Below are 13,889 nucleotides of genomic sequence, written 5' to 3' on the forward strand. Positions count from 1 at the left end.
GCGGGCCCGCGGGCACGCAACGAAAAAGCTGCGCGGAGGCACGGCCCGCGGCAATCCTGCCCGTCGAACCGATGCCATCGGCACGGTCGATACGAAGGCCGCATGTTTGTTTCGCATAGCGAATCAGCGGGCATCATCATGACGGGCCGCTGGCGCGCATGTCGGCGTTCCGTCACGGGGCCGTCACTGCCTCCGGTCGCACCGGCGCCGCATCGCGTGCCGCGCGGCGATCGGCGCGGATCATGTCGCTCGCGCGCTCGGCGATCATCAGCGTCGGCGAATTGGTGTTGCCCGACGTAATGAACGGCATCACCGATGCATCGACGATCCGCAGCCCCGCGAGGCCGCGTACGCGCAGCCGGCTGTCGACCACCGCGCGGTCGTCGTCGGCGCGCCCCATCCGGCAGGTGCCGACCGGATGGAAGATCGTCGTGCCGACGGCGCCGGCCGCCTCCATCAGCTCGGCCTCGCTCCGGTACCGCGCGCCCGGCAGGATTTCCTCGGGGCGATAGCGCGCGAGCGCCGGCGCGGAGGCGATCCGGCGCGTGAGGCGCAGTGCGTTCGCGGCGACGTGGCGATCGTGATCGGTCGACAGGTAGTTCGGCGCGATCACGGGCGCGCTGCCCGGGTCGGCGCTCGCGATGTGCACGCTGCCGCGCGACGTCGGCCGCAGGTGGCACACGGATGCCGTAAACGCGTTGAAGCTGTGCAGCGGCTCGCCGAATCGGTCGAGCGACAGCGGCTGCACGTGGTATTCGAGATCGGGGCGCGTGAGCGCCGGATCGTCCGGATCGGATTTCGCGAACGCGCCGAGTTGCGACGGCGCCATCGACATCGGCCCGCGCTGCAGCAGCGCATATTCGGCGCCGATCATCAGCTTGCCCCACCAGTGCGCGGACAGCGTGTTGAGCGTGCGCACGCCTTCGACGCGAAACGCCATGCGCAACTGCAGGTGATCCTGCAGGTTTTCGCCGACGCCCGGCAGATCCTGCACGACGTCGATGCCGAGCGCCTGCAGCCGCCGGCCGTCGCCGACGCCCGACAGTTCGAGCAGTTGCGGCGAATTCACGGCGCCTGACGTCAGCAGCACTTCCGAGCGCGCCCGCGCGACGTAGTCGGTGCCGTCGCCGCGATACTCGACGCCGGCCGCGCGCCGCCCGTCGAAGATCACGCGCCGGGCCTGCGCGCCGGTGATCACGGTCAGGTTCGGGCGCGCCATCGCGGGCCGCAGGAACGCCTTCGAGGTATTCCAGCGCACGCCGCGTTTCTGGTTGACTTCGAAATAGCCGACCCCGGCGTTGTCGCCGCGGTTGAAATCGTCGGTTGCCGGGATGCCGGTTTGTTGCGCGGCCTGGGCGAACGAATCGAGGATTTCCCAGCTCAGCCGCTGTTTCTCGACCCGCCAGAAGCCGCCTGCGCCATGCGCGTCGCTTGCGCCGGCGTGATGATCCTCGCTGCGTTTGAAGATCGGCAGTACGCTGTCCCATGACCAGCCGGCATCGCCGGTTTCCTGCGCCCAGCTGTCGTAATCCTCTCGCTGGCCGCGCATGTAGATCATGCCGTTGATGGACGAGCAGCCGCCGAGCACGCGCCCGCGCGGATACGACAGCGCCCGGCCGTTGAGCCCTGCTTCGGGCTGCGTCTTGTACAGCCAGTCGGTGCGCGGGTTGCCGATGCAATACAGATAGCCGACCGGGATATGGATCCAGTGATAGTCGTCCTTGCCGCCTGCCTCCAGCAGCAGCACGCGGATGTCGGGATCCTCGGTCAGGCGGTTCGCGAGTACGCAACCCGCGGTGCCTGCGCCGACGATTACGTAGTCGAATTCGACTTCCAGCGTTCGTTCTGTTGTCATTTTGTGTCTCCTGTCGACCCGCGTTAGCGCTTTAGCGCTTACGCGGGTCCCATGGCGTGGCTGGATGGAGTTGGCGCTTCAGCGCCTACTCCATCCCCACGGCGGTCGACCCGCATTGGCGCTTCAGCGCTTACGCGCGCCGCATGGCGTGGCGGGATGAAGCTGGCGCTTCAGCACCTACTCCATCCCCACGGCGGTCGATCCGCGTTAGTGCTTCAGCGCTTACGCGCGCCGCATGGCGTCGCGGGATGAAGCTGGCGCTTCAGCACCTACTCCATCCCCACGGCAGCCAACCCACGTCAGCACCTCCGCACTACCCCGCCCCCACTGCACGCCTGAATTGGAGCCAACCCTTCAGCCCCACACCCATCCGATACAACTCTCGTCCTTATGCACCGCACAGCGCGATACCACGCGTCCTTTCCAGCATAGTGCGTCGCGAGCCGCGCTTGCGACACCGCACGCCACGACCCGACGAAGCGTACTCCGGCTGCCGGGCGCCGATCCAATGAGTTATGCTGAACTGCGTTATAAGCCGCGCTCATATCACGACGATGGATCTCACCCTGCTCCGAGCGTTCGCGACGGTCGCGCGCGAAGGCAACCTGACGCGCGCCGCAGCGCAATTGCACCTGACGCAGCCGGCCGTCAGCCTGCAGATCAAGCATCTGCAGGAAACCCTGGGCGTGGCGCTGTTCACCCGCACGTCGCGCGGGCTCGCGCTCACGCGCGACGGCCAGACGCTGCTGCCGCATGCGGAGCGCGCGCTCGCCGCGGCCGCCGACGTGCAGCGCGCCGCTGCTGCGCTGCGGCACGAGGTGCGCGGCCGGCTGCGGATCGGCACGATCCTGGATCCCGGCTTCCTGCGGCTCGGCGGCTTCCTGCGCGCGCTCGTCGAGACCCATCCGCAGATCGAGACGGCGCTGCGGCACGGGATGTCGGGCTGGGTGATCGAACAGGTGCGCGCGCAGACGCTCGACGTCGGCTACTACATCGGCCGGCCGGGCGAACACGATCCGCTCGACGGCGCGCAGTTCCAGACCGTCACCCTCACGCATTTCCAGTATCGCGTGCTCGCGCCGGCCGGCTGGAAGGAGCGCGTGCATCGCGCGCACGACTGGCGGGCGCTCGCGGCGCTGCCGTGGATCTGGACGCCGCCGGCGTCCGCGCACCACCGGCTGTTGTCGCGGCGCTTCGCGAACGCCGGCGCGCAGCCGGTGAAGGTGGCCGAGGTCGACCAGGAGCAGTCGATGCTCGATCTCGTCAAATCGGGCATCGGGCTGACGCTCGCGCGCGACGCGATCGCGCTGGCCGAAGCGCACGCGCATGCGCTGACGATCGTCGAGCACGTGACGGTGCCGACCGAGCTGACGTTCGTCACGCTCGCCGAGCGGCGCGACGAACCGGCGATCGCGGCCGCGCTGCGGCTGATCGAAACCCAGTGGGCGATATGAGCGATGCTGATGATGGCCGGCCGGGCCCGCGCGCGTCATCTCGCCGCGCCCCCGGCCCGCCGTCACGCCACCATCCCCGCGTTTTTGCTAGATTGTGCGTTCGCACACCGCGAGACCCCGATCGAAGGAGACCCGCATGGCCCGCAACATCGAGATCAAAGCCCGCGCCCGTGAATTCGACTTGCTTCGCGAACAGGCTGCCAGGCTCGCGACCGAAGCGCCGCTGTTCTACCGCCAGCAGGATTTCTTCTACGACGTGCCGCGCGGCCGGCTGAAGCTGCGCCGCTTCGAGGACGGCACGCCGGCCGAGCTGATCTTCTACCAGCGCGACGACCGCGACGGCCCGAAGGCGTCGTACTACACGCGCAGCCCGGTGACGAACCCCGATGCGATGCATGCGCTGCTCGCCACCGCGCTGACCACGCGCGGGATCGTGACGAAGGAACGGCACGTGTATCTCGCGGGCCGCACGCGCATCCACCTCGACCGCGTCGACGGCCTCGGCGATTTCATCGAACTGGAAGTCCTGCTCGGCCCCGATGACGACGAAGCCGGCGGCGAAGCCGAAGCACACGACGTGTTCGCGAAGCTCGGCGTGTCGCCGGACGATCTCGTCGCGGTCGCGTATGTCGACCTGCTGAACGCCGACACGCAGCACGAATCCGCGTGATCCGGCGTTGAACCCGGCGGCGCAGGACGCGCCGCCGCGGCCGGTTCCCTGCGGCAACGGGCGCGCGCCGGTCCGCCCGCCGCGTCAGGCGGCGCCGGGCGCCAGATGCGCGAGCGGCAGCGCGCCGTTGCGCTTGAAGGTCGTCAGCACGATGTTCGAGCGCACGCTGTCCACGCCCGGCACACGCATCAGCTTCTTCATCACGAACTGCGACAGCGCATTCAGGTCGGGCGCGACGATCCGCAGCAGGTAGTCGGCATCGCCCACCACCGCGTGGCATTCGAGCACTTCGGGCAGCACGTCGATCTGCTGCTGGAACTGCTCGATGATCGAATCGCCGTGGTGCTTGAGCTTCAGGCTCGTGAACGCGGTCACGCCGAGCCCGAGCCTTTCGGGCCGCAGCATCACACGGTAGCCCTCGATCACGCCGGCCGCCTCGAGCCGCTGCAGCCGCCGGCCGATCTGCGACGGCGACAGCGGCACCTCCTCGCCGAGCTGCTGATGCGTCGCGCGACCGGAGCGCTGCAGCACGTCCAGCAGCGCGAGATCGAAGTGATCGAGTTCCACCATGAGCATTCTCCGCATTGATTCGTGATTTGATGCGCGATTATCGCATCAACAAGCCAATACGCGCCAATATTGCGCCCTTTCCGCGCCCTACCCGCTCTACACTTGCATGGTTCCCAACCACAGCATCCAGAGCCTGATCATGTCCACCGTCGTCACCGCGAAACTGCAGGAGCAGTTCGACGCGGGCCTCGAAACCCGCGCAGATTTCACCATCGACCAGCCGCTCGCGCTTTACGGCCAGGTCGATCACGCGGTGTGGAAGCAGCTCTATGCACGCCAGTCGGCGCTGTTGCGCGGGCGCGCCTGCGACGCGTTCGTCGCGGGGCTCGGGAAGATCGACCTGCCGGCTGATCGCGTGCCGTCGTTCGCCGACGTGAACCGCCAGCTCGAACCGGCGACGGGCTGGGAAATCGTCGCGGTGCCGGGCCTCGTGCCGGACCGCGTGTTCTTCGAGCACCTCGCGAACCGGCGCTTTCCGGTCACCTGGTGGATGCGCCGCCCCGACCAGCTCGACTACCTGCAGGAGCCCGACTGCTTCCACGACCTGTTCGGCCACGTCCCGCTGCTGATCGACCCCGTATTCGCCGACTACATGCAGGCGTACGGCCGCACGGCGCTGGCGGTCGCGGATGACGAAGCCGCATTGGCGCGGCTCGCGCGACTCTACTGGTACACGGTCGAATTCGGCCTGATCCGCGACCCGCGCGGCGCCAACGGGCTGTCGATCTACGGCGCCGGGATCGTGTCCAGCAAGGGCGAAAGCCTGTACAGCCTCGAAAGCGCGGCGCCGAACCGGCTCGGCTTCGACCTCGAACGCGTGATGCGCACGAAGTACCGGATCGACACGTTCCAGAAAACCTACTTCGTGATCGACGATTTCGCGCAGCTGTTCGCGCTCGCCGGCGTCGACGGCCGCGCACTGGCCGACCGGCTGGCGTCGCTGCCCGAATTCGCGGCCGGCACGGTGCTCGGCACCGATCGCGTGCTGCACCGCGGCACGGGAGCAGGCTGGCCCGACGACGCCGACGCGTGACACCCGCGCGGCAACGCGCGTCGGCCGGCTGCCGGCTGGCCGTCCCCGGATGGCCGTTCCACAACTATGAAACAATGACCGGTGCCGGCTGCGCCGCGCGGCGCAGTCGCGCGCGGGCGCCGTTACCGAACGAGAGGTGCAAGATGATCCACAAGCTCACATCAGAAGAACGCAAGACCCGGCTCGAAGGCCTGCCGCTCTGGACGGCCGTGCCGGGCCGCGACGCAATCCAGCGCAGCCTGCGCTTCGCCGATTTCAACGAAGCGTTCGGCTTCATGACGCGCGTTGCGATCAAGGCGCAGGAAATGGACCACCATCCGGAATGGTTCAACGTGTACAACCGCGTCGACGTCACACTGTCGACCCACGATGCCGACGGCCTGACCGAACGCGACATCGAACTGGCCCTGTTCATCGACCGTGCCGGCGCGCACGCGCGACCGGCCGCCTGAGTCGTTCCTCTACCGCCGCGCGTCTTTCGACGCGCGGCGCGTCAACTTTTCATTTCGATGAACGTTTTCTAGGATGTACTTAGCGAAAGCCTTCAGCTTTCCAAGCCATCCTTAAGGCGCACGTAAGTCTCGTATGCTTTCCGTGCCTTGGGGTCCAAACCTTCCAGTTGCAGCGCGCTTTGGCGCTGTACAATCAGCAGCGCATACGGCTTGGAAAGCGCGCTGGCCTCTTCGCAGAGTTTGAGTTCGTCGCCGCTCGACGGCGAGCGGGCGCGCCAGAAATTGATCGCGGCTTCTAAGTCGTTGATCGAAATATCGGACATGATTGGATTTAATCGTTCGCTGGCCGCCATGCTTGATGTCAGGTGTTGCGGCGCCCCTGTGGAAACGGCGTCGTGCTGTCCGCGTGCCTGAACCGCCAACCCATTGTACTTGAGCGAACTTCATGCGACTCCTTCTGATCGAAGACGACCGCCCCATCGCACGCGGTATCCAGAGCAGCCTCGAGCAGGCTGGCTTCACCGTCGACATGGTGCATGACGGCATTTTTGCCGAACAGGCGCTGGCACAGAACCGCCACGAACTCGTGATCCTCGACCTCGGCCTGCCGGGCATCGACGGGATGACGCTGCTCACGCGTTTCCGCCAGACCAACCGCCACACGCCCGTCATCGTGCTGACCGCACGCGACGAGCTGAACGACCGCATCCAGGGCCTGAACTCGGGCGCCGACGACTACATGCTCAAGCCGTTCGAACCGGCCGAGCTCGAAGCGCGCATCCGCGCGGTGATGCGCCGCAGCGGCCCGCACAGCGACATGCCGCGTCCGGAAGTGTCGCTCGGCGGCGTCCGCCTGTCGGGCGTCGACCGCCGCATCTTCAACGACGACAAGCCGCTCGAACTGTCGCCGCGCGAGTTCGCGGTGCTCGAGATGCTGCTGCTGCGTCATGGCCGCGTCGTCAGCAAGGCCCAGCTGCAGGATCACCTCACGCACTTCGGCGGCGATCTCGGCGACACCGCGATCGAAGTCTACGTGCACCGGGTGCGCAAGAAACTCGAGCAGTGCCGTGTCGAGATCGTCACGGTGCGCGGTTTCGGCTACCTGCTGCAGGAAATCCGCCAGACGGCAAGCGTCTGAGCGGCGCCACGCGCGGGCGGCTGTCTGCCGCCGGCGCGGGCGCGCTGCTCCGTATCGCTGCCCGGCATACGACCGCGCCGCTCCCCGTGAGCGGCGCTTATCCATTTGCCCGTCGAAATGTCTCCTGATCCGGCTGTCACCACCAGCCTGCGCCGCTCACTGCTCCGGCGCCTGGCCGCACCGCTGTCGATGCTCGCGCTGATGAGTGGCCTGATCGCCTACTGGCTCGCGTGGCAATACACGCAGCACGTGATCGACCGCTCGCTCGCCGATCTCGCGACCGCCATCTCGAAACAGATCCAGATCGCCGGCCCCGACGCGCCGTTCACGGTGCCGCCGCTCGCGCAGGCCATGTTCTCCGATCCCGCCGAAGCGCTGATCTACCGGATCAGCGACGGCGAACAGGAACTCGCCGGCGATCCGAAGCTGCCGCTGCAGGGCATCAACGTACGCCGCATGCATCACGCGTACGTGTTCGAGGCCGAGTACGACAACCGGGCGGTACGGGTCGCGCAGGTGCGCGTCGACGACGTCGACGGCGGCAAGCCGATGGTCGTCGAAGTCGCGCAGCCGGTGCGGCACCGCTACCGGATCGCGGCCGAATTCCTCGTTGCGATCATGATGCCGCTGCTGCTGCTGCTGCTCGCCGGATGGGGCATCGTGTGGCGAGTCGTGAACCAGCAGCTCGGCCCGCTCACGCATCTGGCCGATTCGCTGAACCGGCAGACCCACATGTCGCTGGAGCCGGTCGACGAAACCGAGGTGCCGCTGGAGATCCGGCCGCTGACGAGCGCGATGAACGCCCTGCTCGGCCGCCTGAAGACCGCGCTCGACGCGCAGCGCAAGTTCATCGCCGATGCCGCGCACCAGTTGCGCACGCCGCTCACGGCCGTGAAGCTGCACGCCGAGCAGGCGGCCGTCGCGCGCGACCCGCACCAGACCTTCACCGCCGTGCGCGAATTGCGCGCGGCCGCCGATCGCGCGGTGCGGCTGTCGAACCAGTTGCTGTCGCTCGCCCGGGCGGAACCGGGCGAACAGGCCGCGCGCTTCGTCGACGTCGACCTCGCCGCGATGGCGTTCGAGACGGGCGCCGAATGGGTGCCCCGCGCCCTCGCCTTCCATGTCGACCTCGGCTTCCAGCGCAGCGACGACCCGGGCGACGACGAGAAACTGACCGTGCGCGGCAACCCCGTGCTGCTGCGCGAGGTGATCGCCAACCTGCTCGACAATGCGCTGAAATACGTGCCGCTTGCCCGGCCGGACGGCGCGCGGATCACGGTGAACGTCGCGCGCGGCGCGCTCGAGAACGGCCAGCCGGCCGCCGAGATCGTCGTCGAGGACAACGGCCCCGGCGTTCCCGCCAACCAGCAGGCCGACCTGTTCAAGCGCTTCTTCCGCGGCGACGCGCAAAGCGGCAACGGCGTCGAGACGGGCGCGGGGCTCGGCCTCGCGATCGTGCACGACATCATCGCGATGCACGGCGGCACGGTGTCGTACGAGGATGCGCCGGAAGGCGGTTCCCGCTTCGTGGTGAGGGTGCCGCTGACGGCAGGCACGCAGCAGAAGCCGGCCAGCGAGGCGCCGGCCACCGCGTCGACGCATTGAGCGATTCGCGGCGGCCGGCCGGTCAGGCCGCGCGCCGGATCACGAAGGAGAAAGGACGGCCGCGCGACGCGGCTGCCCTGCGCTGAAACGGCAACGGCGGCGCATCGCGCGCCGCCGCCTGCCTTACTTCCTGTTTTTCTTGTCCTTCGATCGGGACTCGGGCTTGTCTTCCTTCCGGTCCTTCTTCTTTTTCTTCTTCTTGCTCTCGCCGGACGTCGCGAGCAGCGTGCCGCGGCACGACGACGCACCGCAATGGCACGCGTATTCGCGCTTGAGCGACTTGGTCAGCTTCGCATCGATCACGAGGCCGTAGTCGTAGAACAGCTCCTCGTCCGTCCCGATGTCGCGCAGCGCGTGGATGAACACGCGGCCCTTGACCTCCTCGGCTTCGCAGTTCGGCGCACACGAATGGTTGATCCAGCGCGCGCTGTTGCCGTCGATCTTGCCGTCGATCACGCCGCCTTCGTCGAGTGCGAAGTAGAACGTATGGTTCGGCTCGCTCGGGTCGTGCGGATGGCGGCGCAGCGCTTCCTTCCACGAGATTCGTTCGCCCTTGTATTCCACTACGCGCTCGCCGGCCTTGATCGGCTCCACGGCGAACACGCCCTTGCCGTGTACTCCCGAGCGGCGCACCGCGATCCTGCGTGAACTCATCGAACGAATCCTTGTGAAGACGACTTGAATCAAAACGGCCGCGATCGCGGCCTGGCGTCGCGCAAAACGAAAACGCGGCACCGGTCGGTGCCGCGTCGGGGCATGCGGCGAATCACCCGCATCCTACACGTTCACGATTGCTTCGTTCAACATCATGCGCAATATTGCGCGCCGGGCGTTCAGCGCTGGCCGAACGCGACGTCGCCGAACAACGCCTTGTGCTCGCGCGGCTGCGAGCGCCAGTATTGAGGCGGCGCCGTCACCTGCGCGCCGAGCTCGGCCGCCGCATGCCACGGCCAGCGCGGGTCGTACAGCATCGCGCGCGCCATCGCGACGAAATCGGCGTCGCCGGACTCGATGAGCCGGTTCGCATGCGCGGGATCGCTGATCAGCCCGACCGCGATCGTCGGCATGCCGACCGCGCGCTTCACGGCCTGCGCGAACGGCACCTGGTAGCCGGGTGACAGCGGAATCTTCTGCAGCGGCGACACGCCGCCGGAGGACACGTCGATCCAGTCGCAGCCGCGGCGCTTCAATTCGTGCGCGAATGCGATCGTATCGTCGAGCTCCCAGCCGCCCTCGACCCAGTCGGTCGCCGACACGCGCACGCCGACCGGCCGGTCGTCCGGGAACGCCGCGCGCACGATCTCGAAGATCTCGAGCGGAAAGCGCATCCGGTTTTCGAGCGAGCCGCCGTATTCGTCGGTGCGGTGGTTCGCGAGCGGGGACAGGAACTGGTGCAACAGGTAGCCGTGCGCCGCATGCACTTCGACGGCGTCGATGCCGAGCCGCGCGGCCCGCCTGGCGGCGGCCGCGAACGCTTCGCGGATCCGGTTCAGGCCCGCCGCATCGAGCGCGAGCGGCGGGGTCTCGCCGTCCTTGTGCGGCACGGCCGACGGCGCATGCGGCAACCAGCCGCCGTCAGCGACGGACACGAGTTGGCCGCCCTGCCAGGGCACGTCGCTCGACGCCTTGCGCCCCGCGTGGGACAACTGCATCGCGACGCGCACCGGCGAATACCGGCGGATCGCGGCCAGCACCGGCTTCAACGCGGCCTCGGTCGCGTCGTCCCAGAGGCCGAGGTCGCGATCCGTGATGCGCCCGTCGGGTTCCACGGCGGTCGCCTCGATGCAGAGCAGCCCCGCCCCGGACAGCGCGAGATGGCCGAGGTGAATCATGTGCCAGTCGGTCGCCTCACCACGGTCGGCCGAGTACTGGCACATCGGGGAGATCACGATCCGGTTCGGAAGGGTCACGCCTCGTAGCGTGAACGGAGAAAACAGCGCAGTCATGGAAGCCGTTCGCCAGGGTTGGAAAGAGCGAACGAGCGTAGCACGCGGGCCGCAAGCGTGCAGACGGCGCGCCTGGCAGTAAGCGGATGGTCAGGGTCGGCCGGTGGCCGGCCAGGCAGAACAGGAAAAAGCCGCGCGCGGCGCGTGGCGGCGCCCGCGGCGTCAGAGTCCGATGCCGTCGAGCCATTCCGCGAACATGCGTCGCGCGGCGGCCTCGAGTACGGGGCCGTACCGTGCGGTATCGGCCCGCAGCTGGCGCGCATCGATACCGGGCGTCGCCGCGATTTCGGCGGCGTTCGCGATCAGCCAGGGTTCGAAGCGGTCGGTGCGGATTTCCGGATGGCATTGCAGCGCCAGCACGTGCCGGCCCCACGCGAATGCCTGGTGGCGGCAGGCCGGGGTCGACGCGAGATGGATCGCGCCGCCCGGCAGGTCGAACGTATCGCCGTGCCAGTGCAGCATCGACGTCGCCGCGCCATCGAGATGGCGCAGCGGCGATGCGCGGCCGGCATCGGTGAGCGTCAGCGGCGCCCAGCCGAGTTCGTGCTGCGCGGCCGGATAGACGCGCGCGCCGAGCGCCCGGGCGATGAACTGCGCACCGAGGCAGATGCCCAGGATCGGCAGCCCCGCGTCGATGCGCCGGCCCACGAGCGCCGCGAGCGGCGCGATCGTCGGATACTGCGCATCGTCGTACACGCTGAGCGGCCCGCCCAGCACGACCAGCAGCGACGGCTCGAGCACGTCGAGCACCTCGACCCGCGACGATCCGACATCGACGTAGCGCACCCGTCGGCCCCGTTCGCCGAGCACCTGCTCGAAACTCCCGAGATCCTCGAAATGCACGTGGCGGATCGCCACGACTTCAGCGTTCATCATCGGCCTCCCGGTCGATCGACGGACGTCAGCCTGCGAAAATCTTCCAGGTCTTCTTCTGCGTCGCCGCGTCGGCTTCTTCCTGCACCGAGCAGTCGAGACGCAGATCGCTGTCGGACATCGCGAGGTCGAGCGCCGCGCAGTGATGCACGGTCTTCTTCGACAGCTTGCCCGGCTGGAAGTGGGCGCACGTCACGCACATGCGCTGCGGCGGCGTCGCACCGGCCACCTGCAGTTCGCGCAGCGTCTTCAGCAGCGCGCGATACAGGGCGCCCTGCTCGTCCGCGCCGAGCTTGCCGACCGCTTTCGTCAGGAATTCAGGCCATTGCAGCGCCTTCTTCGCGGCCGTGCGGCCACGGGCCGACAGGCGCACGGCCAGCGCGCGGCCGTCGTCCAGCGCACGGCGCTTCTCGACGAGCCCCTTCGTCTCGAGCGTGCTGACCGCATCGCTCGTGGTCGCCGCGGTCAACTGCGTCTCGCGCGCGATCTCGCCGAGCCGCATCGGGCCCTTGCGCTGCAGCAGCAGCACGAGAATCTCGCCCTGCGTCGGCGTGAGGCCGGCGCCTTCCGCCCAATCCCATGCCTCGCTTCGCATGGCCGTACTCAACCGCAGCAGACTGTGGGTCACACGTCCCGCAGCCTGATTCCCGTAAACGCCTTCGCTCATAGTCTTTTCGCTTTGCCGCCGCCCGGAGTGCCGAGCGGCCGTAGTGTGGAGATCGAATCTATCTCAAAACAGACACGCTCTTCCGAGTGCGTCAGCACGGCCGTCGCGAGGCACACGCGGCGGTCGCGTTCGCGGCGACCGGTAAGACACTCATCAATCCGGTGTCCGCAAAGCCGACATTCTAAGCGAGAGCGGAAAATCGCACAGCTAAGTTATCCCCTTTGCTCTGTGGAAAATCACTGGATAACCGGTTTTTTTCGTTGTGCCTGCAATGCCGCGCGCCCGCGCAAACGGACGCGACGGCATTTTCCTGTTCGGATCGGCCAACCGGACGACCGCAATGCTCCACCGGGTTATCCCGACCGCAAATCGTTGACTTTGCAGCGGAATATCAGGTTATCCACAGATTTTCAGGACGCCTGCAAACGATTTCGGGCTGAAACCGCGGCGCGCGCCTTTCAGTGAATCGACACGCGGTCGAGCCTGCAATCTGCAAAACATTTTTTCATTCGCGCCAGCGCAGGCACTGCTGGCGGACCGTCTCATTCAGCGATTTTTCCTGTTTGAAAACGGTTCTCAACCACGATGCGTCGTTCACGCGCGCCTTCGCGAGCGCGCCGATCTCGTCGAGCGCCGCGCGCGACCCGAGCGCGGCCGCATGCGGCGCGATCCGGTCGAGCGTGTCGAGGATGTCTTCGGCGATCGTGCGGCGCTCACCCGTCTGAGGATTCACGCAGGTCCCTTCGAGCCCGAAGCGGCACGCCTCGAAGCGGTTGAACGTGTAGACGAGGTAGTCGTCCTCCGACAGCTTCAGCGGCCGGTCGGTCAGCAGGTAGCGCGCGAGCGTCTGGATATAGCAGGCGATCGCGGCCGCACGGTCGACCGACAGCGGCGTGTCCATCACGCGCACCTCGATCGTCCCGTAGCCGGGCTTCGGGCGAATGTCCCAGTAGAAATCCTTCATCGAGTTGACGACGCCCGTGTTCACCATCTTCGTGAAGTACTCCTCGAAGCTGTCCCAGGTCAGCACGAACGGCGCGCGGCCCGACAGCGGGAACGCGAACACGGAATTCAGCCGTGCCGAATGGAAACCCGTGTCGACGTTCTGCACGAACGGCGACGACGCGGACAGCGCGATGAAGTGCGGAATGAAGCGCGACATCGAGTGCAGCAGGAACAGCGCGCTGTCGGGATCGGGGCAGCCGATATGCACGTGCTGGCCGAATACGGTGAACTGCTTGGCGAGATAGCCGTACAGCTCGGAAATGTACTGAAAGCGCGGCGCATCGTAGATCTGCCGGTCGCTCCATTGCTGGAACGCATGCGTGCCGCCGCCGGCCAGCCCGACGTTGAGCTGGTCGGCCGCCTTCACGAGCACGTCGCGGATCGCGTGCAGTTCGCTGACCGCCTGCTCGTGCGAATGGCAGATGCCGGTCGACAGCTCGATCATGCTCTCGGTGATTTCAGGCGTGATGTTGCCCGGGAAGGTCTCGCCCTGGATCAGGCGCATCAGGTCGGACGCCGCTTTGGTCAGGTCGTAGTTGTGCGTGTTGACGACCTGGATCTCCAGTTCGACGCCGAACGTGAACGGCTCGGAATTGACGAAGGTTTCGAGTGCCATGGCAG

Annotated in this window: 14 protein-coding genes; 6 read left to right on the plus strand and 8 right to left on the minus strand. The window is 67.3% G+C overall.

The genetic code is table 11. From position 1 onward, the window contains the following. Positions 1-172: 172 nt before the first annotated feature. Entirely contained in the window at positions 173-1,855 is a 1,683-nt protein-coding gene (locus tag GQ56_RS0102305; RefSeq protein ID WP_031397099.1) for a GMC family oxidoreductase, read from the minus strand. A gap of 554 nt (positions 1,856-2,409) precedes the next feature. On the opposite strand from GQ56_RS0102305, the gene GQ56_RS0102310 reads away from it, so the two are divergent. Together GQ56_RS0102310 and GQ56_RS0102315 are read left to right on the plus strand one after the other, a co-directional pair. Continuing rightward, positions 2,410-3,309, plus strand: coding sequence for a LysR family transcriptional regulator (locus tag GQ56_RS0102310; protein WP_031397100.1), 900 nt, complete (start codon positions 2,410-2,412; stop codon positions 3,307-3,309). A gap of 136 nt (positions 3,310-3,445) precedes the next feature. Beyond that, the gene (locus GQ56_RS0102315) at positions 3,446-3,979 is read left to right on the plus strand and encodes a class IV adenylate cyclase (protein ID WP_031397101.1); all 534 of its coding nucleotides are present in this window, start codon (positions 3,446-3,448) and stop codon (positions 3,977-3,979) included. 84 nt (positions 3,980-4,063) lie between these two features. On the opposite strand, the gene GQ56_RS0102320 is transcribed toward GQ56_RS0102315, so the two are convergent. After that, positions 4,064-4,549, minus strand: a complete 486-nt coding sequence (locus GQ56_RS0102320) for an Lrp/AsnC family transcriptional regulator (protein ID WP_031397102.1) — start codon at positions 4,547-4,549, stop codon at positions 4,064-4,066. Positions 4,550-4,655: 106 nt separating this feature from the next. Here GQ56_RS0102320 and phhA point away from each other — a divergent pair, with 106 nt between their 5' ends. Both phhA and GQ56_RS0102330 read left to right on the plus strand, forming a co-directional pair. After that, positions 4,656-5,582, plus strand: a complete 927-nt coding sequence (gene phhA, locus GQ56_RS0102325; RefSeq protein WP_031397103.1) for a phenylalanine 4-monooxygenase — start codon at positions 4,656-4,658, stop codon at positions 5,580-5,582. Between the two features lie 74 nt (positions 5,583-5,656). Continuing rightward, entirely contained in the window at positions 5,657-6,034 is a 378-nt protein-coding gene (locus GQ56_RS0102330) for a 4a-hydroxytetrahydrobiopterin dehydratase (RefSeq protein ID WP_265183103.1), read from the plus strand. Between the two features lie 92 nt (positions 6,035-6,126). On the opposite strand, the gene GQ56_RS0102335 is transcribed toward GQ56_RS0102330, so the two are convergent. Continuing rightward, positions 6,127-6,357, minus strand: a complete 231-nt coding sequence (locus GQ56_RS0102335) for a DUF3717 domain-containing protein (RefSeq protein ID WP_031397105.1) — start codon at positions 6,355-6,357, stop codon at positions 6,127-6,129. Between the two features lie 122 nt (positions 6,358-6,479). On the opposite strand from GQ56_RS0102335, the gene GQ56_RS0102340 reads away from it, so the two are divergent. Continuing rightward, a complete protein-coding gene (locus tag GQ56_RS0102340) occupies positions 6,480-7,172 on the plus strand; it encodes a response regulator (protein WP_006401494.1) in 693 nt (230 codons plus the stop codon). 117 nt (positions 7,173-7,289) lie between these two features. After that, positions 7,290-8,777 (plus strand): sensor histidine kinase, encoded by a 1,488-nt coding sequence (locus GQ56_RS0102345; RefSeq protein ID WP_031397106.1) that lies wholly within the window; start codon positions 7,290-7,292, stop codon positions 8,775-8,777. 123 nt (positions 8,778-8,900) lie between these two features. On the opposite strand, the gene GQ56_RS0102350 is transcribed toward GQ56_RS0102345, so the two are convergent. The 5 genes from GQ56_RS0102350 to GQ56_RS0102370 form a co-directional block, all read right to left on the minus strand. Further along, positions 8,901-9,431 (minus strand): SET domain-containing protein, encoded by a 531-nt coding sequence (locus GQ56_RS0102350; RefSeq protein ID WP_031397107.1) that lies wholly within the window; start codon positions 9,429-9,431, stop codon positions 8,901-8,903. Positions 9,432-9,610: 179 nt separating this feature from the next. Further along, positions 9,611-10,723, minus strand: coding sequence for an NADH:flavin oxidoreductase/NADH oxidase (locus tag GQ56_RS0102355; protein ID WP_031397108.1), 1,113 nt, complete (start codon positions 10,721-10,723; stop codon positions 9,611-9,613). A gap of 162 nt (positions 10,724-10,885) precedes the next feature. After that, the gene (locus tag GQ56_RS0102360; protein ID WP_031397109.1) at positions 10,886-11,596 is read right to left on the minus strand and encodes a glutamine amidotransferase; all 711 of its coding nucleotides are present in this window, start codon (positions 11,594-11,596) and stop codon (positions 10,886-10,888) included. Between the two features lie 28 nt (positions 11,597-11,624). After that, positions 11,625-12,263: a MarR family winged helix-turn-helix transcriptional regulator gene (locus GQ56_RS0102365; protein ID WP_031397110.1), complete on the minus strand. Its 639-nt coding sequence runs from the start codon at positions 12,261-12,263 to the stop codon at positions 11,625-11,627. Positions 12,264-12,768: 505 nt separating this feature from the next. Beyond that, positions 12,769-13,884, minus strand: coding sequence for a YbdK family carboxylate-amine ligase (locus GQ56_RS0102370; protein ID WP_006490006.1), 1,116 nt, complete (start codon positions 13,882-13,884; stop codon positions 12,769-12,771). Between the last annotated feature and the right edge of the window lie 5 nt (positions 13,885-13,889).

It is taken from the genome of Burkholderia paludis (genome assembly GCF_000732615.1).
Taxonomy (GTDB): Bacteria; Pseudomonadota; Gammaproteobacteria; order Burkholderiales; family Burkholderiaceae; genus Burkholderia; species Burkholderia paludis.

Coding starts and splice junctions, on each gene's coding strand:
- GQ56_RS0102305 (WP_031397099.1), bottom strand. CDS start 1,855: ATGACAACAGAACGAACGCTGGAAGTCGAATTCGACTACGTAATCGTC.
- GQ56_RS0102310 (WP_031397100.1), top strand. CDS start 2,410: ATGGATCTCACCCTGCTCCGAGCGTTCGCGACGGTCGCGCGCGAAGGC.
- GQ56_RS0102315 (WP_031397101.1), top strand. CDS start 3,446: ATGGCCCGCAACATCGAGATCAAAGCCCGCGCCCGTGAATTCGACTTG.
- GQ56_RS0102320 (WP_031397102.1), bottom strand. CDS start 4,549: ATGGTGGAACTCGATCACTTCGATCTCGCGCTGCTGGACGTGCTGCAG.
- phhA (WP_031397103.1), top strand. CDS start 4,656: ATGGTTCCCAACCACAGCATCCAGAGCCTGATCATGTCCACCGTCGTC.
- GQ56_RS0102330 (WP_265183103.1), top strand. CDS start 5,657: ATGACCGGTGCCGGCTGCGCCGCGCGGCGCAGTCGCGCGCGGGCGCCG.
- GQ56_RS0102335 (WP_031397105.1), bottom strand. CDS start 6,357: ATGTCCGATATTTCGATCAACGACTTAGAAGCCGCGATCAATTTCTGG.
- GQ56_RS0102340 (WP_006401494.1), top strand. CDS start 6,480: ATGCGACTCCTTCTGATCGAAGACGACCGCCCCATCGCACGCGGTATC.
- GQ56_RS0102345 (WP_031397106.1), top strand. CDS start 7,290: ATGTCTCCTGATCCGGCTGTCACCACCAGCCTGCGCCGCTCACTGCTC.
- GQ56_RS0102350 (WP_031397107.1), bottom strand. CDS start 9,431: ATGAGTTCACGCAGGATCGCGGTGCGCCGCTCGGGAGTACACGGCAAG.
- GQ56_RS0102355 (WP_031397108.1), bottom strand. CDS start 10,723: ATGACTGCGCTGTTTTCTCCGTTCACGCTACGAGGCGTGACCCTTCCG.
- GQ56_RS0102360 (WP_031397109.1), bottom strand. CDS start 11,596: ATGAACGCTGAAGTCGTGGCGATCCGCCACGTGCATTTCGAGGATCTC.
- GQ56_RS0102365 (WP_031397110.1), bottom strand. CDS start 12,263: ATGAGCGAAGGCGTTTACGGGAATCAGGCTGCGGGACGTGTGACCCAC.
- GQ56_RS0102370 (WP_006490006.1), bottom strand. CDS start 13,884: ATGGCACTCGAAACCTTCGTCAATTCCGAGCCGTTCACGTTCGGCGTC.